Here is a 25,109-nt window from a genome sequence, read left to right as displayed (position 1 = left end):
CGGCTCTGGTGCGAGGTGGCTCCTGTTCGCGACAGGGCTCTGGAGGACCTGCTGGGTGCCGCACAGAGACCGGCGACGTCGAGGCGTTCGTGGACGACCTCGCCACCGAACCGCGGCTGATACCGGACGAGGGCTGAACCGGGCGTCAGGCCGTTGACGAGTGGTCGTGCGGAAGGTGCTCCTTCCCTTCGGGGATATGACGTTCTATGGTTTGCCTTGTCTGTGTTCTACGACACAATCGAAGGTGGACCTGGGGATGGATCAGCTGAAGAGCAACGGCCTCGAAGGCAAGGTCGCCTTCATCACGGGTGCCGCTCGAGGGCAGGGGCGGTCGCACGCGCTGGCGCTGGCCCGAGCGGGCGTCGACATCGTCGCGGTGGACATCGCCGACCAGATCCCGACGGTGTCCTACGCGATGGCGAGCCGCGAGGACCTCGACGAGACCGTGGCCCTGGTGGAGAAGGAGGACCGGCGCTGCCTGCCGATCGTCGCCGACGTCCGTGACATCCACGCCATGCAGCGCGCCGCCGACCAGGCGGTGGCCGAGTTCGGACGGATCGACATCGTGCTGGCCAACGCCGGCATCCTGATCACCGCCCGGGGCGAGCAGAGCATCGACGAGGCCGCGGCCGCCTGGGACGACGGCATCGGGGTGATGCTCAGCGGGGTCTACAACACCGTGCGCGTCACGGCGCCGGTGCTGGTCGACGGCGGGGCCGGCGGCTCCATCGTGATCACCAGCTCGACCGCCGGACTCAACGGGATGCACGACGGCACCGGCGGCATGGCGGCCTACACCGCGGCCAAGCACGGCGTCATCGGCCTGATGCGGGGCTACGCGAAACTGCTGGGCAAGCACGGCATCCGGGTCAACACGGTCCACCCCATGGGCGTCGCGACGCCGATGGTCATCAACCCCCAGTTCGAGGAGTTCTACCGGGGCGGCGAGGCGATGCTCGAGACCCAGCCCCGGCTGCTGCCCATCCAGATCCTCGACCCCAACGACATCAGCAACGCCATCCTGTGGCTGGTCTCCGACGCTGCCCGTGCCGTCACCGGGATCACGCTGCCCGTCGACGCCGGCGTGACGACGCCGTGACCGCCGACACCGCGTCCGCGGTCGGCTCGCTGCCGATCCCCGAGACCCTCGCCGAGGTCCTGACGCCGGGCTGGCTCACGTCCGCCCTGCGGACCCGCTTCCCTGACGTCGAGGTGCACGACGTGACTCCGGGGCCGGTGGTCAGCCGCGTGTCGTGCAACGCGCGTTTCCGCATCGAGTACACGGGTGCACCTGACGAGGAGCTGCCCCGCGACCTGTGCGTGAAGGGCTACTTCTCCGACATGGGCAACGGGGAGGCGTCGGCCGCCGGGCTCTCGGAGGCGATGTTCTACGGCTCTCTCGCTGCCACCACCGGCGTCCGCACGCTCCGGCCCGTCTACGCCGCCGTGGACCCCGCGACGCGGGCCAGCATCGTCATCACCGAGGACGTCGAGGCCCGGGGCGGCTCCTTCCTCGACCCGCTGAGCACCTACACGCCCGACCAGGTCGCCGAGAGCCTCGAGCAGTTCGCGACGCTGCACGCGGCGACGTGGATGAGCCCGGCCGTGGCGGACGCGCCGTGGCTGGCCAGCTCGCTGCCGCACCTGCTGCGCAGCCGCGGACTCCCCGAGATCCAGGGCAACTTCGAGGGGCCGATCGGGGCCGGCGTCCCGACCGCGGTGCGCGACGGTCGACGGCTGGTCGACGCGTACACCGTCGTCGCCGAGGAGGCCGTCACCGCGTCCCCGTGGACGGTGATGCACGGCGACGCCCACGTGGGCAATCTCTTCCTCGACGGCGAGGGCCGGCCCTGCCTGGTCGACTGGCAGCTCGTGCAGCGCGGACCGTGGTACATCGACGTCGGGTACCACATCGCCTCGACGATGCCGGCCGACGTGCGGCGCGGGGTCGAGCGCGACCTGCTGCGGCACTACCTCGACCGGCTCGCCGCCGGCGGGGTCGACCGCCCCGACGAGGACGAGGCACGGCGGCTGATCACGCGCGGCATCGTGCACGGCTTCTACCTGTGGGCCATCACGCTCCGGGTGGCCCCGCCGATCACCACCGAGCTGCTCACCCGGCTCGGTACGGCGGCCGAGGACCACGAGGTCCTCTCCGCGGCCACGCGGTGACGACGCCGGCGTCCTCGCCGCCCGGGCCGCGGTGGGGTCGCCGGCGTCAGACGCCGGCCGCCGCCTCCCGGGGTGCAGCGGCCGGCGGGAGCCGGTCGGCGGCGGGCACGCCCCCGCCGTAGGCGGGCAGCAGGAACGACCACAGTTTCGTGGCGATGACGTCGGTCGACGCACGTGACGTGGCGAAGGCGTGCGCGTGGTACTCCGCCAGCAGCAGCTGGTTGGTCATCGCCGCGGCGTGCACGGTGTCCGCCGGGGCCAGCAGCCCCGCGTCCACGGCCTCCTGCAGTGATGCGTGGAAGAGGTCGGCGACCGGCTGGCGGGCGTGCTCGACCTCGTCCGGGTACAGCTGCACGAGCCGCCAGTGCTCGGCCGGGATGAACCGGTTCGCGCTGCCGTCGAGGCTCTCGATGATCGAGAACACGTAGAACCGCAGCCTCTCGACCGGGTCGCGGATGGCAGCGCCGCGCTCCCGCAGCTGGTCGACGGACTGCCCGATCACGTCCTCGAGGACCGCGACCATCACCTCGTCCTTGCTGGCGAAGTGCTTGTACAGCGTCTGGATGGCGATGCCGGCCTCGCGCACCAGCTGGTGGGTCGTGAAGTCCCCGCCGGCGTCGATCAGCCGGCGCGCGGCGTCGACGATCTGCTGCGCGCGCTGCATGCTGCGGAGGCGGGAGTTCTGCACGCTGGGCGCGCGGTCGGCAGCCCGGGTGACCCAGGACGACGGCTGGCCGTCACCTGCCTCGTCGTTCACCACTGGTGTGCCTCCGCGCTGTAGATCAGCGCACCCCCGAGGTGCGGTGACGAATGGCAGGATAACGCGGTTTCAACTCCTTCCCGCTGACGTTCACCCGCTCGGCCGGCGACCTGGAGATAGCACTCGAGCAGCTGGGGCACCCCGTGCATCCGGCCGTTGCCCAGCGATCCACCGCTGAGCAGCACCGGGTCGCCGTCCGCGCTGTCACTGTCGATGCCGCCGTCGCGCACGTACCGGTGTGCCTCGCCGACCGGGCAGCGGCCCAGCGCCTCCAGCCACAGGTAGACCAGGGGCGAGAAGCCGTCGTAGACCTGCAGCAGGTCGATCTCGTCCAGCCCCATGCCGGCGCTCGCCCACAGCCGCTCGGCCATCCCGGCCCCGGCCGCCATCAGGTCGTCCAGCGGCCAGTGCGCCGGCAGCCGCCGCTTCGGCGGGCCACCGGTCGCGTACCCGGAGACGTGGACCGGCCGGTGCGGCAGGTCGCGGGCCCGCTCGGCAGTGGTCAGCACGAAGGCGGCCACGCCGTCCACGGGGATGTCGCAGTCGAAGCGGCAGATCGGGTCGTCGAGCATCGGCTCGGCGAGGTACTGCTCCGTCGTCAGCGGGCGGCCGGACCAGTACGACCACGGGAGCCGGGCGCCGTTCTTGCGCGCCTCCACGACCACCTCCGCCAGCGCCTCCCGCGAGGCGCCGTACCGCTGGACGTACTCGTTGTAGGTCAGCGCGATCATGGCCAGCGGGCCGAAGAAGCCCTGCGGGGCGGTCCACTGCATCGGGCCGCCGAACTCCGACGCGCTCGTCGCGTGGTAGCTGCCGCGGGGGTTGTGCAGCGCCCGGTGCACCAGCACGTGGTCGGCAGCGCCGGTGGCGACGGCGTTGACCGCCATGGCCATCGAGCCCGGGATCTGGCCGAGGCCCTGGAAGCCGGCGGCGTAGCGCGGGTTGGGGTTGAGGCGGGCGGCCAGCCAGTCGGCGGAGACGACGCTGACGCCGTCCGTGACCGCGTGCCCGCCCGAGCTGGGCAGCAGCGTGGCGCCGACGAACCCGTCGACCTGGGCGGGCTCCAGCCCGGCGTCGGCGATCGCCGCGCGGGCGGTGTCGACGGCCAGTGCCCCCAGGGGCCGGTCCGCGCTCCGGACGACCGGGCTCTGCGCGTAGCCGACGATCGCCACCCGGTCCCGGCCGCGCATGCTCATGAGGCCCCTGCGAGCTCGAAGGCGGGGACGGCGACGTCGCCCCGCACCTGCTCGAAGGCGACGCGCACGGCGGAGCCGGCCGCCAGGGGTGCGTCCACGCCGTCGAGCAGCCGTCCGACCAGCCGCACGTCCGGCTGCCCGTCCAGCTCCGGGCCCACCAGCTCCACGTCGACCAGCACGAGCGGCAGCAGCTCGGCGAAGCCGGGCAGGAAGGACTGCCGCACGACCGTCCACGAGCGGACCACGCCGCGCCCGTCCACCGGGGTGGCCGTGAACCGGGGGTCGGTGCTGCCGCAGGTGTCGCAGACGACGTCGGGGGGATGGGTGAGCGTGCCGCAGACCGAGCACTTCGCCAGCGTCAGCACGTGCCGGGCGGCCGCCTCCCAGAACGCGGCCGACAGCTCGTCCGGGACCGGGACCGGCCGGTGGGGGAGAGGGTGCTCCGCCGTCACGGGATCGCCCGGGCCGACTGCAGCGCAGCGATGTCGTCCCAGCCGTAGCCGAGCTCCAGCAGGACGGTCTCGGTGTGCTCGCCGTGCTCGGGTCCGCGCCGCAGTTCCGCCGGCCGGCCGTCGAACTGCACCGGGACGTTGGGCAGGCGGTAGGAGACACCGCCGTCCTCGACCGTCCCGAGGTAGTCGTTGGCCTCCACCTGCGGGTCGTCGAGCAGCTCGGTCACCGACTGCACCGGGGCCCACGGGGCGTCGAGGCCCCTCAGCAGCTCGACCCACTCGGCGAGGGTCCGGCGGGCGAACTCCTCGTCCAGCAGGGCCACGCACTCGGCGCTGTTGACCCGGCGGGCGTGGATGTCGGCGAACCGGGGGTCCTCGATGAGCTCCGGCCGCCCGACGATCTCGCAGAACGGCGCCCAGTAGCGGTCGGCCTCCAGGAAGACGAGCTGCACGTGCCGGCCGTCCGCCGTGCGGTAGGTGCCGGTCAGCGGGTTCGGGGTCGGCCCGCGGCCCGGGTTCGGCTGCGGCGTCGTCCCGCTGAGGGCTGCGAGCACGTCGGAGGAGAGCGTCCACATCGCGGTGGCCAGCAGGGACACGTCCACGACGCCGCCGACCCCGGACCGCTCCCGCCGCAGCAGCGCCGCGGAGACGGCGAAGGCGAGCGCCATCGCGCCGTTGCGGTCGCCCATCGCGCCCCGCTGGCCGATCGGGTAGTCGCGGTCGGGCGGCGTGAGGATGTGCGCCAGTCCGCCTCGGGCGAAGAACGCCGACGAGTCGTAGCCGGCCTGGTCGGCGTCCGGCCCGCGGGCGCCGTACCCGTGGCCGCGCGCGTACACCAGCCGGGGGTACCGCTCGGTGAGCGCGTCGGCGCCCAGTCCGAGCCGCTCCAGGGCGCCGGGACGCAGGTTGGTGAGGAACACGTCGGCGTCCTCGAGCAGCCGGTGCAGCACCTCCTTCCCGCGCTCGGTCCGCACGTCGAGGGCGACCGAGCGCTTGCCCCGGTTGGCCAGCGCCATCGACACGTTCACGCCGCCGGCGTCGGACCCGATGCCCTGGGTCATCAGCCCCCGGTAGGGGTCGCCGGTCGGGGGCTCGATGTGGAGCACGTCGGCCCCCCAGTCGGCCAGCAGCGCGCCGGCGACCGGGACGAACACCCACTGCGCGAGCTCGACCACGCGGATGCCGTCGAACGCGCGAGGGGCTGCCTGCTCGTCAGGCATCCGCGCCACCCCCCGCCGGGCTCAGCACCACGACGGGGATGACCCGGTCGGTGCGCTCCTGGTAGACGTCGTAGTTGGGCCACGGGCCGCGGACGACGTCCCAGAGCCGGGGGCGTTCCGCCTCGGTCGCCGCCCGCCCGGTCACCGTGATGTGCTCGGCCTTCACCTGGATCTCGGCCCGCGGGTCGGCGAGCAGGTTGAGGTACCAGTTCGGGTGCGTGGGCGCCCCGCCCTGGGAGGCCACGACGAGGTAGTCGTCGCCGTCGCGGGCGAAGATGAGGGGCGTCGTCCGGCGTTCGCCGCTCTTCCGGCCGGTCGTCGTCAGCAGCAGGATCGGCACCCCGTTCCAGAGGTAGCCGACCTCCCCGTCGGTCTCCCGGTACACCTTCACGTGGTCCTGGTTGAGCAACGTGCCGTCGATCTGCTGGTACTGCGCCATGGGGGTGCTCCTCAGTCGAACAGGACGGGGATGGCGGTGGCGCCGCGCTCGTAGAAGCCGACGTACCTGGGCGGCTCCGCGTCGGGGTCCAGCCGCAGGTTCGGCAGCCGGTCCAGCAGCGCGCTGATGCCGGTGACCATCTCGGCGCGGGCGACGTGCATGCCCAGGCAGATGTGCGGCCCGCCGCCGAAGGAGAGGATCGGCCGGGTGGGCCGCCGGATGTCGTACTCGTCCGGCCGCTCCCAGCGCGCGGGGTCCCGGTTGGCGGCGCCGAGCGCGATGTGGACGACGGAGCCCTGGGGCAGGTGCACGCCGTGGAAGTCGGTGTCCTCGGTGACCCAGCGGGAGAACATCGGGTCGGTCGGCTGCCAGCGCAGCGCCTCCTCGATGGCCGGCCGCAGCAGGGAGCGGTCCTCGCGTACCGCCTGGAGGACGTCGGGCCGCTGGAGCAGCGCGGTGAGCGTGATGCCCATCTGCTTCCAGGTGGTGCCCGAGCCCGCGGCGAGCAGGAGGAGGCAGAACGAGTAGATCTCGGCGTCGGAGAGCCGGTGCACGGTGCCGTCCTCGTCGGCGACCTCCGACTGGACGAGCACGCTGATCAGGTCGTCACGGGGCTCCTCGCGCCGGGCAGCGACCAGCGGGGCCACGATCTCGATCACCTTCGGTGGATCGACCATCGCCGCCCGGACGTCGAGCGCCTGCTCCACCGGGATGCCGAAGACCCCGGTGATCGTGAGGACCGGGATCGCGGCGCAGAAGTCGACGTTGAGCTCCGCCCGGCCGAGCGGCCGGATGTGGTCGACGAGTGCGTCGACGGTGTCCTGGATGGACTTGCGCATCCACCACTCGGCCGCCTGCGGGGTGAAGCGCGGCTGCACGAGCGCGCGGTAGCGACGGTGCTGCTTGCCGCCCATGGACAGCATGCTGTTGCTGACGCTGGCGGCGCCGCCGATGTCGACCGCCTCGGCGGACGAGGCGAACAGGGCGCTGTTCTTGTAGACGTCGTTGCACGCGGCGTAGGTGAACGCCGTGAAGTGTGGGCGGCCGGGCTCGGGGAGGCCGTGGAAGAACCACTCCTCGGCGCCCTCGGTGAGCTCGTGCAGCGTGCCCGGGTGGACGGGTGCCTGCTCGCGCAGTCGCGCCCACAGCGGGTACGGGTCGCCGGCGAACCCGCCGCCGTTGTGTGCCATGTAGGCACCGCGCAGGTCGAACAGCTGGCGCACCCGGTCCACATCGAGCAGCGGCGCGGTCTCGGTCATCTCTCGGCACTCCTGTCGACCGGCTGCGGGGCCGGTTCCTGTCGGGTCGGGATCGGGGTCGCCGTCCGGATCGGGACCGGGGTCGCCGCCCGGGGGAACGGGACGGCGACCCCGGGGGCTCAGCCCTCCGCGGAGGAGGGAGCGCGCAGTGCCAGCGCGCCCATCGGGCACGCCTCCACCGCGGTGGCGACGTCGCCCTCGGCGTCGTGCGGCGGGTCCTGCAGGACCGCCTTGGTCTCGTCGTCGTGGGCGAAGGTCTGCGGCGCGTAGACGACGCAGAGGCCGGTGCCGAGGCAGAGATCGCGGTCGATCACGACCGCGAGTCCGGCGGCGTCAGGCACGGCTGACGGCGGGGGGCTCGGCCGGGGTGAACCGGTAGAGCTTCTCGGCGTTGCCGCGGAGGATCTTGTACTGGGTCTCCGGCGGCAGGTGCTCGATGATGCGCTTGACCACGTGGATGCTGTCGGGCCAGGTCGTGTCCGAGTGCGGGTAGTCCGTCTCGCACATGATGTTGTCCTCGCCGATCTCGTCGATCGAGGCGATGCCGTGCTTGTCCTCGATCATGCAGCCGAAGACGTGGTCCTTGTAGATCTGCCGCAGGTCGAAGTTGTCGTAGTCGATGACGTTGCCGCCGTCGGCGTGGTCCTGGAACGTCACGCCCTTCTTGACCCAGTGCCGCTGCTTGTCCAGGACCTGCTCGCCGCGCTCGAGGAAGTAGGGGATCCAGCCGATCTCGCCCTCGGACAGCGCGATCTTCAGGTTCGGGTACTTCTGGAACCAGCCGCTGAACAGCCAGGCCAGCATGGTGCCGGAGGTGCGGCTGGCACCCCAGGTCAGGTTCGCCATGAACGGCGCGTCCGGCGCGATCGCCGGCAGCGTCGAGGACGAGCCGACGTGCATGCACGCCACCATGTCGAGGTCGTTGGCCGCGGCGAGCACCGGCTCCCAGTGCCCGTTCTTGTCGTTGATCGTCGGGTAGCCCAGCGGGGCGAAGTTCTCCGAGAACGCGAAGGCGTGCGAGCCCTTGGCCGCGCAGCGCTCCATCTCCTGGACGGCGAGCGCGGTGTCCCAGATCGGGATCAGGGTGAGCGGGATGTAGCGACCGGGTGCGGCAGCGCACCACTCGTCGATCATCCAGTCGTTGTAGGCCTTGAGGCAGACCAGGCCGAAGTCGCGGTCGTTGGCCTCGGCGAACAGCTGGCCGCAGAAGCGCGGGAGCGAGGGGAAGCTCAGCGAGGCGAGGATGCCGGCGCGGTCCATGTCCTCCAGCCGCGCGACCGGGTCGTAGCAGCCGGGCGCCATCTCGGCGTAGCTGATCGGCTCGGGGCTGAAGTCCTCCTTCTTCTTCCCGACCACGGCGGACAGGCCCGAGCCCGGCATCTTCTTGCCCTCGTAGAGCCAGTAGTCCGTGCCGTCGGCCTCGACGACCAGCCGGGGCGCCCGGTCGCGGTCCTTGGCCGGCACCCGGTCGATCCACACGTTCGGCGGCTCGAGCACGTGGTCGTCGACGGAGATCAGCCAGTCGAGGTTCAGGTCAGTGGTCTGTTCCGTGGTCATGCTCGCTCCTTCTGTTCGGTTCTAGCGGGGCAGTTCGCCGATGGACATGTGCTTGACCTCCTGGAAGGCGCGGATCCCGTCGGGCCCGCGCTCCCGTCCCAGCCCGGACTGCTTGTAGCCGCCGCTGGGGGCGTAGGCGCTGAAGACGGAGGTGTTGACGTTCACGGCGCCGGTCCGCAAGCGGCGGGCGACCGCGGTGGCTGCCGCGACGTCCGCGCCGTACACCTGGCCGGAGAGCCCGTAGGGGCTGTCGTTGGCGATGCGGACGGCGTCGTCGAGGTCGCGGTAGCCGATCACCGTGAGCACCGGCCCGAAGATCTCCTCCTGGGCCGCGGGGTTGGCGTTGTCGGGCACGTCGAGGACGGTGGGCTCGACGTAGTAGCCGCGGTCCAGGTGCGCGGGTCGGCCGCCGCCGGTGACGACCTTGCCGCCGTGCTCTTCGGCGAGGGCGACGAACCGTTCGCAGCGGTCGCGCTGGGCGGCGCTGATCACCGGCCCCAGCACCGTGCCCGGCGCCGTGGGCGGGCCGACCGTGAGCGCGCCGTACGCGCCGGTGACCGCGGCCAGGACGTCGTCCTTGCTCTCCTGGGGGACGAGCATCCGGGTGGCCGCGACGCAGGCCTGGCCGGCGGTGGCGGCGACGACGGCGGCCGCGCCCTGGGCGACGCGGTGCAGCGCGTCGGGCAGGTAGATCTGGGCGGATTTGCCGCCGAGCTCCAGCGCGACGTGCTTCACGGTGGGCGCGGCCTGGGCGAGGATCCGGCGGCCGACGCCGGTGGAGCCGGTGAACGACACCATGTCCACCCGCGGGTCGGTGGTCATCACCTCCGCGCCGGCCGCCCCCTCCTCGATCAGCACGCTCAGCACGCCCGGCGGAAGGCCCGCCGCCTCGGCGGCGAGCCCCAGCGCGAGCGAGGAGATCGGCGTGAGGGGGCTCGGCCGCAGGACGACGGAGTTGCCGGCCATCAGCGCCGGCACGAGCTTCTGCATCGCCATGATGAAGGCGCCGTTGTACGGCGTGATCGCCGACACCACGCCGACCGGCTCGTGCCGGCGGACGCTCAGCGCGACCCGGCCGCGGACCAGCTCGTCGACCGGGACCGGGTTGGCCTCCTCGTGCGGCATCGCGAGGTAGAGGTCGACGGTGCGCCGGCCGAGGTCGAGCCCCATCTGAACCTGGGTCATCTCGGCGAACCACGTCGGCTGCCCCGCCTCGGCCGAGATGCTGGCGACCAGCGGCTCGCTCAGCGCCGCGAGGGCGTCGAGGAACGCCCGTACGACTTCGGCCCGCTCGGCCGCCGGCCGGTCCGCCCAGACACCCGAGTCGAAACTGCTGCGGGCGGCCGCGACCGCCTCCTCGACGTCGGCGGCCGATGCGGACGCCACCTCGCAGAGGACCGATTCGTCGGCCGGGTCCTCGACCGCGAACGTGGCGTCGTGATCAGCCCAGCGGCCGGCGATGAACGAGCTGCGGGGGTCCAGCAGGGCGGCCATAGCGACGACTCCCAAGAAAGTAGAACGTCATATCCCATGATCTGGGTCACTCGACGCGGTGTCAACATCCGGCCGCCACTGACGGCGGCCGTGGCGTCGTCCCCGGACCCCGGGCCGGACCGGGGACGACGCGGCGTCCGTGCTAGATCTCCTCGCCGCAGATGGCCTCGTCGGAGGACGGCACGAACTCGTCGCCCTCCAGCGTCACGAAGTAGCTGCAGTTCTGGCCCAGGTCGCGGTGGTCGGTGAAGTCGAACGCCTGGGGGAGCAGGCCGTCGGCATCCCAGCTGGCGTCCTCCTCCAGGGCGGTCATCAGCTCGTCCTGGGTGGCGTCGCAGCCCGCGAGCTCGAGGCCGTGCAGCAGCAGGTCGGCCGTCAGCCACCCCTGGATCTGCCCGAGGTCGGGGATGCCCTGGGGGACGCCCGCGGCCTCCATGGACTCCTTCAACCTCGCGGTGGCGTCGTTCTCCACCTCCACCGGGGTGTAGCCGACGGTGAAGGTGGCTCCCTGCGCCGCGTCCACGAAGGGCTGGTTCTCCAGCGAGCTCGCGCCGTAGCCGCTGGCCAGGATGGCGGCCTTGAAGTCGTAGCCGGCCTGCGAGAGGCCCTGCATGACGGCGACGGCGCTGTTGGTCGTGATCGGCAGGTACAGGCCGTCACTGCCGGACTCCTCGATGCCCAGCACGACCGCGCCGACGTCCTCGCTCCCCAGCGGCAGGCTGTCGTTGACGTAGCCGCGCTCCAGGCCCACGGCCTCGGCCGACTGCAGGATCGTCTCCAGGCTCTGCTGCGAGGCCGGGACCGCCACGGCGACGCCGGCGACCTTCGTCACGCCCTGGTCGGCGAGGTACTCCCCGGTCGTCGTGAAGGAGACGTCGGTGAGCGGCGGGGGCGAGGCGGGGAACAGGTTGGTGTCGCTCTGCAGCCACTGGGGCGCCCCGTCGGTCGCCGGGCCGAGCACCGGGATGTCGCTCGCCTGCGTGGTCAGGTAGTCCGCTGCGGCGTAGAAGAGCTGGCTGGCACCGATGATGGCGTAGACGTCTTCCTGCTCCACCAGGCGCTGCGCCGCCGTGAGCGCACCCTGCGGGTTGGACGCCGTGTCCGCGTCGACCAGTTCGACGTCGGTGTCGGCGCAGGCGCCCCCCTCCTCCGCGTTGGTCGCCATGCGCGCGTTGAAGCCCGTGGCGGTCCGGTCGCCCTTCTGTGCGGCGCCCGGGCCGGTGAGCTCGGTCATCAGGCCGATCCGGAGCGTGCCCCCGCCGCTGCTCGCGGCGCTGCTGCTGTCGCCGCTGCTGCTGCCACCATCGTCGTCCTCGTCGTCCGAGCCGCACGCCGATGCCCCGAGCACGAGCAGGCACGTTGCCGCTGCTGCCACTTTCCTGGTGCGCAAGACGACTCCTTCGTTCCGATGTGGGCAGGGGGTGGCGGGCCCCTGGGGGGCGGCCCCGCCGGTGCCGCGCGGAGCCACCGAGGCGGCGCCGGGGCGGGCACGGCGGGAACTGTGGCACAGCTCACCAGTAAGCAGAAGGGGGTTCTACTCGATTGCCTCCCGACGTTGCGCGGATCGGGGACCGCTCACTAGGGTTGCCGCCGATGTGACGGCTGCCACACGACCAGTCGCTCGCCGCCGTGCCCGGCCCGTCCTGGCGCCCACCCGGATCGAGGAGTCGCACCCATGCGCACGAGAACTGTGGATCTGGAGTCCCCGCGCCAGGGCGATCTGCTCATCCGGATGGCGGCGGCGGGGTCATGTCACTCCGGCGACCACATCGCGACCGGTGACCTCCCGGCCCGGTGCGACGTCCCGTGACCGCCGTCCTCCTGCGCTCGGCCCCCGCAGGCCGGGAAGGCCTGCCGGCCGACCCCGTCGCGGTGTTCCGCGCGCTGTCCGACCCCCTCCGGTGGCAGCTGCTCGGGCACCTGTGCCGGCGGACGGAGATGCCGCGCGCCGAACTCGAGAGAGCCCTGGGGGTCTCCAAGACGATGCTCAGCTACCACACCCGGGCGCTGCTGCAGGCCGGCCTCATCGACGTGCGGGGGAGCGCCCGGGCACTCACCTACGCCGTCCGACGGGACGCCGTGGCCGATCTCGAGCAGTGGCTGGACGACCCGCGTTCGGCCGCGGCCTCCGGGGAGGCGTGATGCGGCAGGCGTTGAGCGACATCTCGGTCGTACAACTGGGGACCGGCGTCGCAGCCGAGTGGTGCGGCAAGGTGTTCGCCGACCTCGGGGCGGACGTGCTCAAGGTCGAGCCTCCGTCGGGCGACCCCCTCCGGGCGGAGCCCGGGGCTTTCGCGACCCTGGTCACGAACAAGCGCAGCATGGTCCTGGAGCGCTCCTCCGACGTCCGCGAGGAGTTGCTCGCGCTGGTCGACGCGGCCGACCTGGTCGTCGAGACGCCGGGGTCGGGGGCCCTTGCCGACTGGGGCGTCGACCGCGCAGAGCTGATGGACCGCCGTCCGGGCCTGTCGGTCGTGGCCCTCACCGGCTTCGGCGCGACGGGGCCGTATGCCGGACACGCCTGGAGCGACCTCGTCGCGCAGGCCTTCGCGGGCACGCTGCTGCTGGACCGCCGCGGGCCCGTGCGGTTGCCGATGTCGGTGACCCAGTGCGCCTTCGGCCACACGGCCGCCGCCGGCGCTCTGGCTGCGGTGCTGCGCGCGCGGGCCTCGGGGGTGGGCGCCTTCGTCGACTGCGCGGCCTCCGAGGCGCTGGCCGCCAACCCGACGCGCATGGGCCGGTACCTGGGCTGGGAGTACGGCGACCGCAAGCCGTTGGCGGAGATGATCGCCGACAGCAGCTCCACCGTGCTGCCGGTCGGGCCGCACCCGTGCGCGGACGGCTTCGTCGCCATGATGATGATCCCCCCGCAGCTCCGCGAGATGCTGACCGTCCTGGACAGCGACGAGCTCCACGACTTCTTCGCCCGCCCCGACGCGTTCGTCCGCCCCGAGGCGAAAGAGGTCCTCGACGGAGCGCTGTACCCGTGGCTGCTCACCCGCACCCGGCGGGAGGTGACCGACGCCGCGCAGGCCGCGGGGTGGCCGGTCACACCGGTGAACGTCCCGGCGGAGGTGCTCGCCGCGGACCACCTGTACCAGCGGGGCTTCTGGGTGCACGCGGTCGACCCCGAGCTGGGCCCGGTCGTCCTGCCGGGGGCGCCCTACCGGTTCGCCGAGGGCGGCTGGCAGTTGCGCCGCGCGGCGCCCCGCCTCGGGCAGTCGGAGCCGCCGGGGCCGGCAGCGGGGGAGGAGTCGCGGCCCGTACCGCCCGTCGCGACCGCGGCGGTGCACGAGCCGCCGCTGCGCGGACTGCGCGTCCTGGACCTCACGACGGTCTGGTCGGGCCCGCTGCTCACCATGCACCTCGCCGACCTCGGCGCGGAGGTGATCCGGGTGGAGAGCCCGCGGGTCTTCCCGCCGACCACCCGGGGCTACTCGCCGAAGCCCACCGAGCAGATGCTGCTCAGCTCGATCCTCGGGGGCTACGGTCCCGCCCGGCCGGACCGGCCCGACCGGCCCTACAACCGGCACTCCCTCTACAACTCGATCAACCGCGGCAAGCGCTCCTGCACGCTGGACCTGCGCGACGCCGAGCAGCGCGAGCTGTTCCTCCGCCTCGTCGCGCAGTCCGACGTCTTCGTGGAGAACCTCAAGTCCTCGACGCTGCACCAGCTCGGCATCCACGAGACCGAGTTGCTCGCCGCCAACCCGCGGATGATCGTCCTGCGCATCCCGCCGGCGGGACTGACCGGCGACTGGGCCCACTACACGGGCTTCGGCGGGCAGTTCGACGGTCTCACCGGGTTCGCCTCGCTGTGCGGGCATCGTGGCACGGAGCTCTACGAGACGCCCACGAGCCAGCACATGGACAGCGTCACCGGGCCCGCAGGGGTCTTCGCCCTCCTGGCGGCGCTCCACTACCGCGCCGCGACCGGCCGGGGGCAGGTCGTCGAGCTCGCGCAGAGCGAGAACGTGCTGGCTCAGCTGGGTGACGTGTTCGTCGACCTCCAGCGGGGGCGGCAGCCGCAGCGGTACGGGAACCGGGACCCGCTCCGGGCGCCCCAGGGCCTCTACGTCTGCGCCGACGGGCGGCCGCTCGCCGTCACGGCGACCGACGACGAGGCCTGGCAGGCGCTGGCCGCCGCGATCGGTCGGCCGGACCTCGCCGCGGACGAGTCCCTGGCCCGGGCGGAGGGGCGGCACGTCGCGCACGACCGGCTGGACGAGGCGATCGGCGCCTGGGCCGGGACGGTCACGGCGTACGAGGGCTTCGCGGCCCTGCAGGCCGTGGGCGTCGCGGCCGCACCGCACCTCAGCGAGGGGGAGTTCGCGGCCGACCCGCAGGTCGTGGCACGGGAGTGGATCCGGCCGCTGGACAGCACCGACGTCGGCCGGTTCGACCACCTCGGGCACGCCTTCCGCGGGATCCCCCTGGCCTGGGACCGGGGCGCCCCCGTGCTCGGGGAGGACAACGAGTACGTCTTCCGCGAGCTGCTCGGCCTCGACGCGGACGAGTACCGGCGCCTGGTCGAGCGGGGGGTGGCGAGCGAGGACTACCTCGACCCCTCGGGCCGTCCCGTCTGACCGGCGCGCTCGGGCTCTGCGCCGGTTCGGCAGGTCACGATCGAAGAACGACAGCTGCCGAATGAGCAGAACGGTCTTCCGCTCATGTGTGAGCAGCAACACAATCGGTCCCTCCAGTCCGGCCGGTCCGCGGGATCGGCGGGGCGCGCACCCGGCACGGTCGCCAGGAGCCGCTCCCTCCCCTCGACGTAGGAGTCGTCTTGCGAATCAGGAAAGCAGTGGCAGCAGTGGGCACCGGCCTCCTCGTGCTCGGGATGTCGGCGTGCGGGTCCGACGACGAGGACGGCGACGGCGACGCGGCCCAGGAGAGCGGTGGCGGCACCCTCACCGTCGGCCTCATGACCTCCTACAGCGGGCCGGCGGCGCCGTCGAAGGGCGGGAAGTCCGAGGTCTCGTTCCAGGCGCGGATGGACGCCTACCGCGAGGCGGGAGGGGAGTGTGCGGACACCGAGTTCGAGCTGGTCACGGCCGACGACACCTCCGCGCCGCAGGGTGCCCTGGCGGCCTTCCAGCAGCTGGCCACCCAAGAGGACCCCTACGTGATCCTCGACGACAGCCAGCTCTTCTTCGCCGCCGCCGAGTACGCGACCACGCAGGCCGCCGACATCCCGGTGCTCGGGGTGGCGACCGACGGGGCGCCCCAGTGGCAGGACGCGGACAACAACCTGTTCCCGGCGTTCCCCGTGCCGCTGCCCGGCACCGTCTTCTCGACCGCGGGCGACTTCTTCGCCAGCCAGGGCGCCACCAAGATCGCGGGCGTCGCCTTCGCCACGCCGAGCTCCCAGCAGAGCCTCGAGGACGCCATCGTCTCCGCCGAGGCCGCCGGGCTGGAGCGCGCCTACGTCAACCCCAACATGCCGCTGGGCAGCGAGGACGTCAGCGCGATCGTCCTGGGGATCATGGACTCGGGTGCCGACGCCGTGTACCTGCCGATCAACTCCAACAGCATCGTCGCCATCGCCCAGGGCCTCAAGGAGGCCGACTACCCGATGAAGGCGATCCTCGCCGCCACCGGCTACGGCGCCTCACTGCTCGAGTCCGAGCCGGCCGTCGCGGCCTCGCAGGGGATCTTCTACACGTCCGCGATCGCCCCGGTGGAGCTGGAGACCGAGGAGACCGAGGTGTTCCGCACGGCACTCGAGGACGCCGGCATCGAGGGCGGCATCCCCGACCTCGACCACTCGCTCGGCTGGAGTCTCGCCGACCTGCTGCTGCACGGGCTGGAGCTGGCCGGCTGCGACGCCACGCAGCAGGAGTTCATGGACGCGCTGCGCGAGGACGACACCTGGGACAACGGCGGCCTGTTCCCGCAGTCGTTCGACTTCTCCGACCGGAGCTCCCTGGGCCAGGAGTGCAGCTACTACGTGCAGCTCGACGGCGAGGAGTTCGTGCCGGTGGACGACGCCCAGCCGCTGTGCGGCGAACGCATCGAGAACTGACGGCGATGCCGCCCGGGAGCAGCGGACGCCGCTCCCGGGCGGCACGCTGATGCGGGCGGCCCGCGTCTGACCGGCGCACCGGGGCCGATCACTCGAGGGTGATGACGGCCTTCCCGCGGATGCCGCCCCCGACCAACGCCTGCAGGGCCTGCGGGGTCTCGTCGAAGGGGAACACCCTCCCCACGACAGGGCGGAGCACGCCGTCGCCGACGAGGGCCGCAATCTCGCCGAGCTGTCCGCCGTCGGCACGCATCAGCAGGAACTCGTAGTCCACGCCGAGCGCCCTGGCCTGGCGGCGGACCCGGCGGCTCAGCCCCCTGATCGCGAGGCACACCAAGGGGTTCAGGCCGGCCGAGCGGGCGAAGGCCGGGTCCGGAGGCCCGGAGATCCCGATGGCCCGGCCGCCGGGACGGAGCACGCGCAGGGACTTCTGCAGGGTCTCTCCACCGAGGCTGTCCAGCACCACGTCGTAGCCGGTGAGGAGCTGCTCGAAGTCCTGGGTGCGGTGGTCGATGACCGTGTCGGCACCGAGCGACCGGACGAAGTCGGCGTTGGCCGCGCCGGCGGTGGTCGCCACGCGCGCGCCCAGGTGCTTGGCGAGCTGGATCGCGATCGAGCCCACACCACCCGCGCCGGCATGGACGAGGACCTCCTGACCGGGCTGCACGTTGCTGCGTTCCACGAGCGCCTGCCAGGCGGTCAGCGCCACCAGCGGCAGCGACGCCGCCTCCACGGGGGAGAGCCGGGCCGGCTTCAGCGCGAGATCGGCCTCGTCGACGGCGATGCGCTCCGCGAAGGTGCCGATCCGGCCGTCGCGGGGTCGCGCGAAGACCTCGTCGCCGGGCTCGAATCCCCGTACCTCCGCGCCGATGCGGACGACGGTGCCGGCGACGTCGTGGCCGAGGACGAGCGGGCGCCCGTACGGGAGGACCAGCTTGAACTCACCGAGGCGCAGCTTCTCGTCCAGCTGGTTGACGCCGGCTGCCGCCACCTGGACGAGGACGTCGCGATCTCCGACCACGGGCTCGGGGACGTCCGCCTCGTGCACCGGCGCCCCGTACCCGTCGAAGACGAACGCCCTCATCGGCGAGCCGTGCTCGTCGCGCCGACGGCCGCGGTGGTCACGTCCGGGTGGTGGGCGCGGCCGATCAGCAGCGAGGTGGCGCCGGCGAGCAGCGCGAGGACGACCACCAGGAGCCACCCGCCCCGCGCGCCGTCGAGGGGATCCTGCCCGCCGGCCACGATGCCGACGAGCAGGGCCACGCCGAGGGTCGCCCCGAGCTGACGGCCCGCGGTGAACGTGGCCGTGCCGGTCGCGAGGTCGGACGGTGACAGGGTCGACGACACCGCCGCCGACAGGTTCGTGATCGTGAGCCCGACGCCGATGCCGCTCACGATCAGGGCGGGGAGCATGGCGGTGGCGTAGTTCCGCTCGCCGTCGACCTGGGTCAGCCACCAGATGCCGCTCACGGCGAACAGCGACATGCCGAGAGCGGCGACCTGCCCGCAGCCGAAGCGCGCGCCGAGCCGGCCGCCCGGGATGGCGAAGACGGCGGCGCAGGCCGGGCCGGGCACGAGCAGCAGACCCGCCTCGAGTGCGGACATGCCCCATCCGCCGGTGAGCCAGAGGACGTTGCCGAGCAGCATCGCCCCGAACGAGGCGAAGAAGACGAGCCCGGCGAAGCAGGTGAGCGCGTACGTCCTCGTCCGCAGCAGCGGCAAGGGCAGCACTGGCACCAGGCGACGCGGCGTGCGTGCCGCGCGGACGACCACGAGCAGCAGGAGCAGCACCGCCCCGGCGAGCCGCGCCACCGTCACGCCGCTCGACCAGCCGCGGTCGGGCGCCTCGACCAGCGCCAGCGAGAGGAGTGCGACGCCGCCGACGAGCAACACGGTGCCGACGACGTCGGGGCGGCGGCGCTCGTTCTCGTCGCGCGACTCCGGCAGCACCCGCCGGCCGAGCAGCAGCGCGGCGATGCCGACCGGCACGTTGACGAGGAACACCCAGCGCCACGACGCCTCGACCAGCAGGCCGCCGATCGGCGGTCCGAGCGCCGCGGCCACTCCGCTGATGGCCGACCAGACGGCGATCGCGTGCGCCCGGCGAGCCGGCGGGAAGCTGTGCAGCAGCAGGGCCAGCGAGGTCGACATCAGCAACGCCGCGCCCAGGGCCTGCACCACGCGGAAGCCGACGAGGGACCCGACGTCCCAGGCCGACGCGCAGCCCACCGACGCCGCGATGAAGACCGCCAGCCCGAGCAGGAACACCCGGCGCCGGCCGATGCGGTCGGCGGTGCGCCCGGCCGGGACGAGCAGCGCGGCGAAGCCGATCGTGTAGGCGTTCAGCACCCAGGACAGGGCGGCCGGATCGGCCCCGAAGTCCGCCCCGATCGCCGGGAAGGCGATGTTGACGATGAACAGGTCCAGGCTGGCGAGGAAGACGCCCGCGGAGACGACGAGCAGGATCAGGCCGGTCCGCACCGGCGGCGTCGCCTGAGGTGCGGTGAGCGACCCAGTGGCCGCCTCGCTCGTCGTGTCCGCCACGAGAACCCCCGGGAAACAGTCGGTTCGCTTGTCAAACCGAGTCGGCGGGACGGTACCGCAGAGTCGGTTCGATGCGCGAACCCAGGGGGGACCGCGCGAGTCGGAATCACCCCTCTCGGGCGGCGTCGGAGCACCGCGCGGCCGGGACGCTGCCGGGGTGGCCGCGCCCTCGCTCTCCGACCGGCTCCTCGGGTGGGCGATCTGAGTGCGGGTGCCGTTCCTGAAGCACGGGCCCCGGGGGATCGACCGCCGCACGGTGGGCCACGACGCCGTGGCCGGGGTCGTCCTGGGGGTGGAGAGCGTCCCCGACGGGCTGGCGCTCGGGCTGCTGGCCGGCGTGAACCCGCTGTCCGGGCTGTACGGCTACCTCTTCGGCATGGTCGGCGCCGCCTTCGTGACCAGCACGACCTTCATGGCCGTGCAGGCGACCGGCGCGATGTCCCTGGTCGTGGCCGACACCGACCTCGGGTCGCGGGAGGACCCGGAACGGGCGCTGTTCACCCTCGCGGTCCTGACGGGTGTCGTGATGCTCGCGGCCGGCTTCTGCCGGCTCGGAGCGCTCCTGCGGTTCGTCCCGACGGCCGTGATGACCGGGTTCGTCACCGCGGTGGCGATCAACATCGTCCTGGGGCAACTGGCCAACTTCACCGGCTACCGGTCCACGGCGGACAATCGAGTGCTGCGGACCGTCGACCTCGTGCTGCACCCGCTCCAGATGCACGCGGGCACGCTGGCGGTCGGTGCCGTCACCGTCGGCGGCATCCTCGTCCTCCAGCGGACCCGGCTGGGGTCGCTCGGCCTGGTCGTGGCGATCGCCCTGGGGTCCGCGCTCGCGGCCGTCCTCGACGCCGCCGGCTCCTCCGTCCTGCTCGTCGGGGACATCGCCGACGTGCCGAACGCGCTGCCCGGCGTCGTCCTCCCCGACCTCGGGGACGTGCCGTTCCTCCTGCTGCCGGCCGTGTCCCTCGCCTTCGTCGGGCTGGTGCAGGGCGCCGCCATCTCCGCGGGCATCCCGAACCCCGGCGGCCGGCCGTCCGACGTCTCGCGGGACTTCGTGGGTCAGGGGGTGGGCGGCGTCGTGGCGGGGCTCTTCCAGGGCATGCCGGTGGGCGGATCGATGTCGGCCTCCGCGCTGGTGGCCGCCAGCGGCGCCCGGACCCGGCTGTCGCTGGTCTTCGCCGGCGGCGTCATGGCGGTGACCATCCTGCTGCTGGCCGACGTCGTCGCCCTCGTCGCCATGCCCGCGCTCGCCGCGCTGCTCATCGTGGTCGCGATCGGCAGCCTCAAGCCGGCGCAGATCGTCTCCGTGAGCCGGACCGGGCCGCTGCAGGTCGCGGTCATGGCGGTGACCTTCGGGCTGACCCTGGTGGTCCCGCTGCAGTACGCCGTCCTCATCGGCGTCGGGCTGGCCGTGATCCTCTTCGTCGCCGAGCAGTCCAACCGGCTGACCGTCCGCCAGGTCGAGGTGCTCCCGGACGGGAGGTGGAAGGAGGTGGACCCCGACGAGGAGGTGCGCCCGGGGGCGGTGACCGTGCTGCAGCCCTACGGCAGCCTGTTCTTCGCCAGCGCCCCGGTCTTCCGCAGCCAGCTGCCGCGGGTGGATCCCGGGACCAGCGGCCGGGCCGTCGTCATCATCCGGCTGCGCGGCGTCGAGGCACTCGGCGTGTCCGTCATCGACGTCCTCCGTCGGTACGGCGGTGAGCTGCAGGAGGCCGGGTCACGACTGGTGCTGGTGGTCAGCAGCGAGCGGGTCCGCCACCAGCTGGAGGGGGAGGGGTTGTCCGACCTCCTCGGCAGGGACGCGATCTACGTGGGCGACGAGTGGGTCGGTGCCACGTCCCGGCGGGCGCACGAGGACGCCGAGCAGTGGGTCGCCGCAGCTCCACCGCGGGAGGGCTCCGGCCCGGCGGACCCCGCCTGAGCCGCAGCCAGTCGAGTGCTCTGCGGAGGGCGGCTCGTCACAGGCGGGTGATGCGGCGCCCCTCGCTCACGGAGCACCGTCCGGGGGGTGACGCCGGAGATCCGGTGGCCGTGAGAGCAGGCGGTGGTGACGTGACACAGCAACTGACCGAGCAGGCGCCGGATCCCCTGGACGAGCTGGGGCCGGTCGACTGGATGGTGGTCGAGTTCCCCGGCAGCCAGTTCCGCGGGGAGATCGCCCCGCTCCTGGACGACCTGGTGAACCGCGGCACGGTCCGCGTCCTGGACCTCCTCATGATCCGGAAGGGCGAGGACGGCGTGCCCGAGTTCTTCGAGCTCAGTGACCTCGATGACAGTGAACTGGGCACTCTCCGGGCGTACGAGGCCGTGCTGGCGAACCTGCTCAGCGAGGACGACGTGAACGCCGTCGCCGCGGCGATCGAGCCGGGGAGCACCGCGGCGCTGCTCGTCTGGGAGAACCGGTGGGCAGCGCCGTTCGGCTCGGCCGTGCGCCGAGCGGGTGGCCAGCTGGTGGCCAGCGGTCGGATCCCGATCCAGGCCCTGCTGGCCGCGGTCGAGGCCGACGACGCCGACGAGAGCAGCACCGACGAGAGGGGTGAGTGACATGCCGCTGGCAGCCAGGAGGATGCGCCGGGCGGCGGTGATCGGGCCCGCGCCGGTGGTCCGCGCCGCCGGGACGGTGGCGACCGTGGCGGTCGTCGCGCACGGCGTGGACCGCCGCGAGGACCGGCGCGAGGATCGCCGCGACCGCAGGCGCTGACCCCCGCAGTCGGGACCGCCCGGGACCGTGGTCGTCCGTACGACGGACGGGCCCGGTCGCGGGCGGTCCGCTGCTCCGCAGCGTGCCGGCCGGGCCGAAGGTCCGCGGGGCGTGCCTGATGATCTCGCCGGCGGCCTCGTGCAGTCGTTCGCGGGCGACCGGTCCGGATGCGCCCGCGCCCGCCCCTCGGGGCGCGGGACACCGGCCCCGGCCCGCGATCGCGGGGGAGCGGGGCGGTGCCTGCCCCTAGGGTGCCCGTGATCGGCGACACATCGGCCGACCGACGCGAGCGAGAGGGACGACGCTGTGGCTGAGCAGAGCGGACGGACGGCACTGATCACCGGTGCCGGGCAGAACGTCGGGGCGGAGACGGCCCGGGTGCTGGCCGCCCGCGGGATCACCGTGGGCGTCAACGACCTGTTCGCCGACCGCGCCGAGCGGGTCGTCGAGGAGATCCGCGCCGCCGGCGGCAAGGCCGAGGCCGTGGTGGCGGACGTGACCGACCTGGCGGCCGTGCAGGAGGCGTTCGGGCTGTTCGGGCCGATCGACATCCTCGTGAACAACGCCGGCATCCCGATCACCGGCATCCAGATGAAGAAGTTCGTCGACGAGGACCCGGCCACCTGGAAGGCGTTCGTCGACCTCAACGTCTACGGGCCGATGAACTGCACGCACACCGCCCTGCCCGGGATGCTGGACCGGGGCTGGGGCCGGGTGATCACGATCAGCTCCGAGTCCGCGCGGGTCGGGGACAAGCTGATCGCCACCTACGCCGCCTCCAAGGGGGCCGGTCCGGCGCTGATGCGCTCGCTGGCCAAGGAGGTGGGCAAGCAGGGGATCACCTGCAACAGCATCTCGCTGGCGACCCAGAACAACGCCGGCATGGACGAGGCCTCCGACATGGCGCTCAAGCAGCTCCGCGCCTACGCGGTGCCCCGGCTCGGCAAGGGCAGCGACGTCGCGGCGGCCGTGGCCTGGCTGGTCAGCGAGGAGGCCTCCTGGGTCACCGGGCAGACGATCCCGGTCAACGGCGGCTACGCCACGAGCTGAGCGACCGTGACCGGACTCGTGGGGGACGTCGCGGTCGTCACCGGCGGCAGCACCGGGATCGGCCGGGGCGTGGCCGGGTCGCTGGCCCGGCACGGCGCCCGGGTGGTCATCACCGGCCGCCGGGCCGAGCTCCTCGAGGAGGCCGCCCGGGCGATCGGCGCGGAGGTCGGCGACGACCGTGTCCTCGCCGTCCCCGGGGACGCGACCTCGGCGGCCGACGTCGCCGCCACGTTCGACGCGGCCGAGGCCGCCTTCGGCCGGGTGGACGTGCTCGTCAACAACGCCGGTGGTGGGCCGCTGCGGCCGATCGCGGTCCTCGACGAGGAGACCTGGGCGCAGGTCTTCACCGGCAACACGACGAGCGCCTTCCTCGCCATGCGGGAGTTCATCCGCCGCCGTCCGGACGACCCGGCGCCCGGGTCGATCGTCAACATCAGCTCGGTGAACGGCGGCCTCGGCGGCGTCACCCCGGGGCACGCCGCCTACTCCGCGGCGAAGGCGGCCCTCGACCAGCTCACCCGCGTGGCCGCCGCCGAGTTCGGCCCGCGCGGGGTCCGCGTCAACAGCGTGGCCCCTGGTGCCACCCGCAGTGAGACCTTCTCCGACGCCGTCGTCGACGGCCCGCTCGGCCGGGCGTTCGCCGAGCGCACGCCGCTGGGCCGGGTCGGGGAGGCGGCGGACATCGCCGAGGTGGTGGCCTTCCTCTGCTCTCCGGCGGCGGCGTGGGTGACCGGTGTCGTGCTGCAGGCCGACGGCGGGACGCACCTGCTCGGCGTGCCGGACTTCCTCGACATCATGGCGAGGTGGCGGCAGGACCGGCCGGAACGGCAGGCCGCTCCCCGGCCACCGGCCGGCCGAGCGTGACCGGGAGCGACTCGTAGCCGCGCAGGATGATCGTGCTCCGCCGTGTCCCCGCACCGGCGGGGGAGAGGTCGGGGAACCGCTCGAACAGCGCCCGCAGGGCCACCTCGCCCTCCATCCGGGCGAGCGCGGCGCCCAGGCAGAAGTGGATGCCGCTGGAGAACGCGACGTGGTCGCGGGCGTTGGCGCGGGTGACGTCGAAGCGGTGCGGGTCGGCGAACACCTCCGGGTCGCGGTTGGCGCCGGCCAGGCCGAGGAGCACCAGGTCGCCCTCGCGCAGCTGCACGCCGTGCACCGTGGTGTCCCGCCGGACCCGCCGTCCGGTGCGCTGCACGGGGGACTCGACGCGCAGCATCTCGTCGACGGCGTTCGGCCACAGCGAGGGGTCGTCGGCCAGCAGGCGGCGCTGGTCGGGGTTGGCGAACAGCAGCGCCGTCCCGTTGCCGATCAGGTTGACCGTCGTCTCGAACCCGGCGCCGAACACCAGGGCGGCGGTGGCGACCAGCTCCCGCTCGGTGAGGCCGCTGCCGTCGTCGTCGGCCAGGCCGGCGAGCTGCGACAGCAGGTCCTCGCCGGGCTCGCGCCGCAACCGGCGCAGGTGGCCGTGGAACCAGCTGTCGAGCTCCGCGAGGTTGCGCTCCACGCTGCGGTAGGTCGACCAGGACAGGCCGATGTCGAGGCTGGGGGTGGCGCCGTCGCCCCAGGCGAGGAACTGCTCCCGCATGGCGACCGGGACGCCGAGCATCTCGGAGATGACCGTGACCGGCAGCAGGCTGGCGTAGCGGGCCACCAGGTCGACCGGCTGCCCGCCGGCGGCGTCGCGCTCGAGCTCGTCGAGCAGCTCCGCGGCGATCTGCCCGGTCCGCTCGCGCAGGTGCGCGACCGCGCGGGCGGTGAAGGCCCGGCTGACCAGGCGGCGGTAGCGAGTGTGCTCCGGCGGGTCGACGGCGAGCATCGACGGCGGGTCGATCGGGCCGATGCTCGGCCGGGGGCCGGCCAGCCGCAGCGCCGTCCGGAGCACCGCCGGGAGGGTGTCGGCGCGGTCGCCGCCGATCACCCCGAAGTCGTCGCTGCGCAGCACGTCGGTGCAGACGTCGTGGTGGACGCTGACCCGTGCGAACGCCCCGCCGGCGAACGGCGCCCCGGTGCGCAGCCGCTCGTAGTGCCCGTACGGGTCCTCCCGCACGGCGGGGTCGCTGAGCACCTCGGCGTCGGGGTTGCCCCGGCGGACCTGGGCCTTGATCGCCAGTCGCATCGCACCGTGGGTCGCGGCCCAGCGGACCGCACTGCGCACCGTCACGTCGGTCGCCTCCGGATCGGGGAGAGGTGGGGGTCCCTGCCTACCGGAACCCTCCCCGACGCGCGCGGGGCGCCGACGG

23 protein-coding genes are annotated in these 25,109 nt (G+C 73.1%); 10 read left to right on the top strand and 13 right to left on the bottom strand.

The window, feature by feature from the left end; translation table 11 throughout:
- The first annotated feature begins 256 nt into the window (after window positions 1-256).
- The gene (locus tag N555_RS0101995; RefSeq protein ID WP_029429833.1) at window positions 257-1,099 is read left to right on the top strand and encodes a mycofactocin-coupled SDR family oxidoreductase; all 843 of its coding nucleotides are present in this window, start codon (window positions 257-259) and stop codon (window positions 1,097-1,099) included.
- Window positions 1,096-2,172, top strand: a complete 1,077-nt coding sequence (locus tag N555_RS0101990) for a phosphotransferase (RefSeq protein ID WP_029429832.1) — start codon at window positions 1,096-1,098, stop codon at window positions 2,170-2,172. Before N555_RS0101995 ends, N555_RS0101990 begins: the two co-directional genes overlap by 4 nt.
- Before the next feature lie 46 nt (window positions 2,173-2,218).
- Here the strand turns inward: N555_RS0101990 and N555_RS0101985 are convergent, their stop codons facing one another.
- The 10 genes from N555_RS0101985 to N555_RS0101940 form a co-directional block, all read right to left on the bottom strand.
- Window positions 2,219-2,929 carry a TetR/AcrR family transcriptional regulator gene (locus tag N555_RS0101985; protein ID WP_034508419.1) on the bottom strand — a complete coding sequence of 237 codons (711 nt, stop codon included), beginning with the start codon at window positions 2,927-2,929 and terminating at the stop codon, window positions 2,219-2,221.
- Entirely contained in the window at window positions 2,926-4,128 is a 1,203-nt protein-coding gene (locus N555_RS0101980) for a thiolase family protein (protein ID WP_197028875.1), read from the bottom strand. The genes N555_RS0101985 and N555_RS0101980 overlap by 4 nt, the downstream gene beginning before the upstream one ends.
- Window positions 4,125-4,580 carry a Zn-ribbon domain-containing OB-fold protein gene (locus N555_RS0101975; RefSeq protein ID WP_029429829.1) on the bottom strand — a complete coding sequence of 152 codons (456 nt, stop codon included), beginning with the start codon at window positions 4,578-4,580 and terminating at the stop codon, window positions 4,125-4,127. Before N555_RS0101975 ends, N555_RS0101980 begins: the two co-directional genes overlap by 4 nt.
- Window positions 4,577-5,800 (bottom strand): CaiB/BaiF CoA transferase family protein, encoded by a 1,224-nt coding sequence (locus tag N555_RS0101970; protein WP_029429828.1) that lies wholly within the window; start codon window positions 5,798-5,800, stop codon window positions 4,577-4,579. The genes N555_RS0101975 and N555_RS0101970 overlap by 4 nt, the downstream gene beginning before the upstream one ends.
- A complete protein-coding gene (locus N555_RS0101965) occupies window positions 5,793-6,239 on the bottom strand; it encodes a nitroreductase family deazaflavin-dependent oxidoreductase (RefSeq protein WP_029429827.1) in 447 nt (148 codons plus the stop codon). The genes N555_RS0101970 and N555_RS0101965 overlap by 8 nt, the downstream gene beginning before the upstream one ends.
- A gap of 11 nt (window positions 6,240-6,250) precedes the next feature.
- Window positions 6,251-7,498 (bottom strand): cytochrome P450, encoded by a 1,248-nt coding sequence (locus N555_RS0101960; RefSeq protein WP_029429826.1) that lies wholly within the window; start codon window positions 7,496-7,498, stop codon window positions 6,251-6,253.
- 119 nt (window positions 7,499-7,617) lie between these two features.
- The gene (locus N555_RS0101955; protein WP_197028874.1) at window positions 7,618-7,812 is read right to left on the bottom strand and encodes a ferredoxin; all 195 of its coding nucleotides are present in this window, start codon (window positions 7,810-7,812) and stop codon (window positions 7,618-7,620) included.
- Window positions 7,813-7,831: 19 nt separating this feature from the next.
- Window positions 7,832-9,055 carry an amidohydrolase family protein gene (locus N555_RS0101950; RefSeq protein WP_029429824.1) on the bottom strand — a complete coding sequence of 408 codons (1,224 nt, stop codon included), beginning with the start codon at window positions 9,053-9,055 and terminating at the stop codon, window positions 7,832-7,834.
- Between the two features lie 21 nt (window positions 9,056-9,076).
- Window positions 9,077-10,549, bottom strand: coding sequence for an aldehyde dehydrogenase family protein (locus tag N555_RS0101945; protein ID WP_029429823.1), 1,473 nt, complete (start codon window positions 10,547-10,549; stop codon window positions 9,077-9,079).
- Between the two features lie 142 nt (window positions 10,550-10,691).
- Window positions 10,692-11,939, bottom strand: a complete 1,248-nt coding sequence (locus N555_RS0101940; protein WP_156036071.1) for an ABC transporter substrate-binding protein — start codon at window positions 11,937-11,939, stop codon at window positions 10,692-10,694.
- Between the two features lie 416 nt (window positions 11,940-12,355).
- Between N555_RS0101940 and N555_RS0101930 the strand changes: the two genes are divergently transcribed.
- The 3 genes from N555_RS0101930 (at window position 12,356) to N555_RS0101920 (ending at window position 16,574) form a co-directional block, all read left to right on the top strand.
- Window positions 12,356-12,691 carry an ArsR/SmtB family transcription factor gene (locus N555_RS0101930; RefSeq protein ID WP_051683562.1) on the top strand — a complete coding sequence of 112 codons (336 nt, stop codon included), beginning with the start codon at window positions 12,356-12,358 and terminating at the stop codon, window positions 12,689-12,691.
- Window positions 12,691-15,135 carry a CaiB/BaiF CoA-transferase family protein gene (locus tag N555_RS0101925; protein ID WP_029429820.1) on the top strand — a complete coding sequence of 815 codons (2,445 nt, stop codon included), beginning with the start codon at window positions 12,691-12,693 and terminating at the stop codon, window positions 15,133-15,135. The genes N555_RS0101930 and N555_RS0101925 overlap by 1 nt, the downstream gene beginning before the upstream one ends.
- Before the next feature lie 218 nt (window positions 15,136-15,353).
- Entirely contained in the window at window positions 15,354-16,574 is a 1,221-nt protein-coding gene (locus tag N555_RS0101920) for an ABC transporter substrate-binding protein (protein WP_156036068.1), read from the top strand.
- An 88-nt stretch (window positions 16,575-16,662) separates the two neighbouring features.
- On the opposite strand, the gene N555_RS0101915 is transcribed toward N555_RS0101920, so the two are convergent.
- Both N555_RS0101915 and N555_RS0101910 read right to left on the bottom strand, forming a co-directional pair.
- Entirely contained in the window at window positions 16,663-17,658 is a 996-nt protein-coding gene (locus N555_RS0101915) for an NADP-dependent oxidoreductase (RefSeq protein WP_029429818.1), read from the bottom strand.
- On the bottom strand, window positions 17,655-19,118 hold the full coding sequence (locus N555_RS0101910) for an MFS transporter (RefSeq protein ID WP_051683558.1): 1,464 nt from the start codon (window positions 19,116-19,118) through the stop codon (window positions 17,655-17,657). The genes N555_RS0101915 and N555_RS0101910 overlap by 4 nt, the downstream gene beginning before the upstream one ends.
- A gap of 211 nt (window positions 19,119-19,329) precedes the next feature.
- Between N555_RS0101910 and N555_RS0101905 the strand changes: the two genes are divergently transcribed.
- From N555_RS0101905 to N555_RS0101885, 5 genes are all read left to right on the top strand, one after another.
- Window positions 19,330-21,039: a SulP family inorganic anion transporter gene (locus N555_RS0101905; RefSeq protein WP_231502570.1), complete on the top strand. Its 1,710-nt coding sequence runs from the start codon at window positions 19,330-19,332 to the stop codon at window positions 21,037-21,039.
- 131 nt (window positions 21,040-21,170) lie between these two features.
- Window positions 21,171-21,662, top strand: coding sequence for a DUF6325 family protein (locus N555_RS0101900; RefSeq protein ID WP_029429815.1), 492 nt, complete (start codon window positions 21,171-21,173; stop codon window positions 21,660-21,662).
- A 1-nt stretch (window position 21,663) separates the two neighbouring features.
- Entirely contained in the window at window positions 21,664-21,819 is a 156-nt protein-coding gene (locus tag N555_RS27705; protein ID WP_156036065.1) for a hypothetical protein, read from the top strand.
- 306 nt (window positions 21,820-22,125) lie between these two features.
- Complete coding sequence (locus tag N555_RS0101890; protein ID WP_029429814.1) at window positions 22,126-22,869, top strand: SDR family NAD(P)-dependent oxidoreductase; 744 nt, start codon at window positions 22,126-22,128, stop codon at window positions 22,867-22,869.
- A 6-nt stretch (window positions 22,870-22,875) separates the two neighbouring features.
- Window positions 22,876-23,733, top strand: a complete 858-nt coding sequence (locus tag N555_RS0101885; protein ID WP_051683557.1) for an SDR family NAD(P)-dependent oxidoreductase — start codon at window positions 22,876-22,878, stop codon at window positions 23,731-23,733.
- Here the strand turns inward: N555_RS0101885 and N555_RS0101880 are convergent.
- Window positions 23,663-25,030 carry a cytochrome P450 gene (locus N555_RS0101880; protein WP_231502569.1) on the bottom strand — a complete coding sequence of 456 codons (1,368 nt, stop codon included), beginning with the start codon at window positions 25,028-25,030 and terminating at the stop codon, window positions 23,663-23,665. The two genes, N555_RS0101885 and N555_RS0101880, sit on opposite strands and share 71 nt — an antisense overlap.
- Window positions 25,031-25,109: the final 79 nt, after the last annotated feature.

The sequence above is a fragment of the Blastococcus sp. URHD0036 genome (assembly GCF_000701365.1).
GTDB lineage: Bacteria > Actinomycetota > Actinomycetes > Mycobacteriales > Geodermatophilaceae > Trujillonella.
Note: the sequence above shows the minus strand (reverse complement) of the source record. Positions and strands in the feature narration are given on the sequence as shown.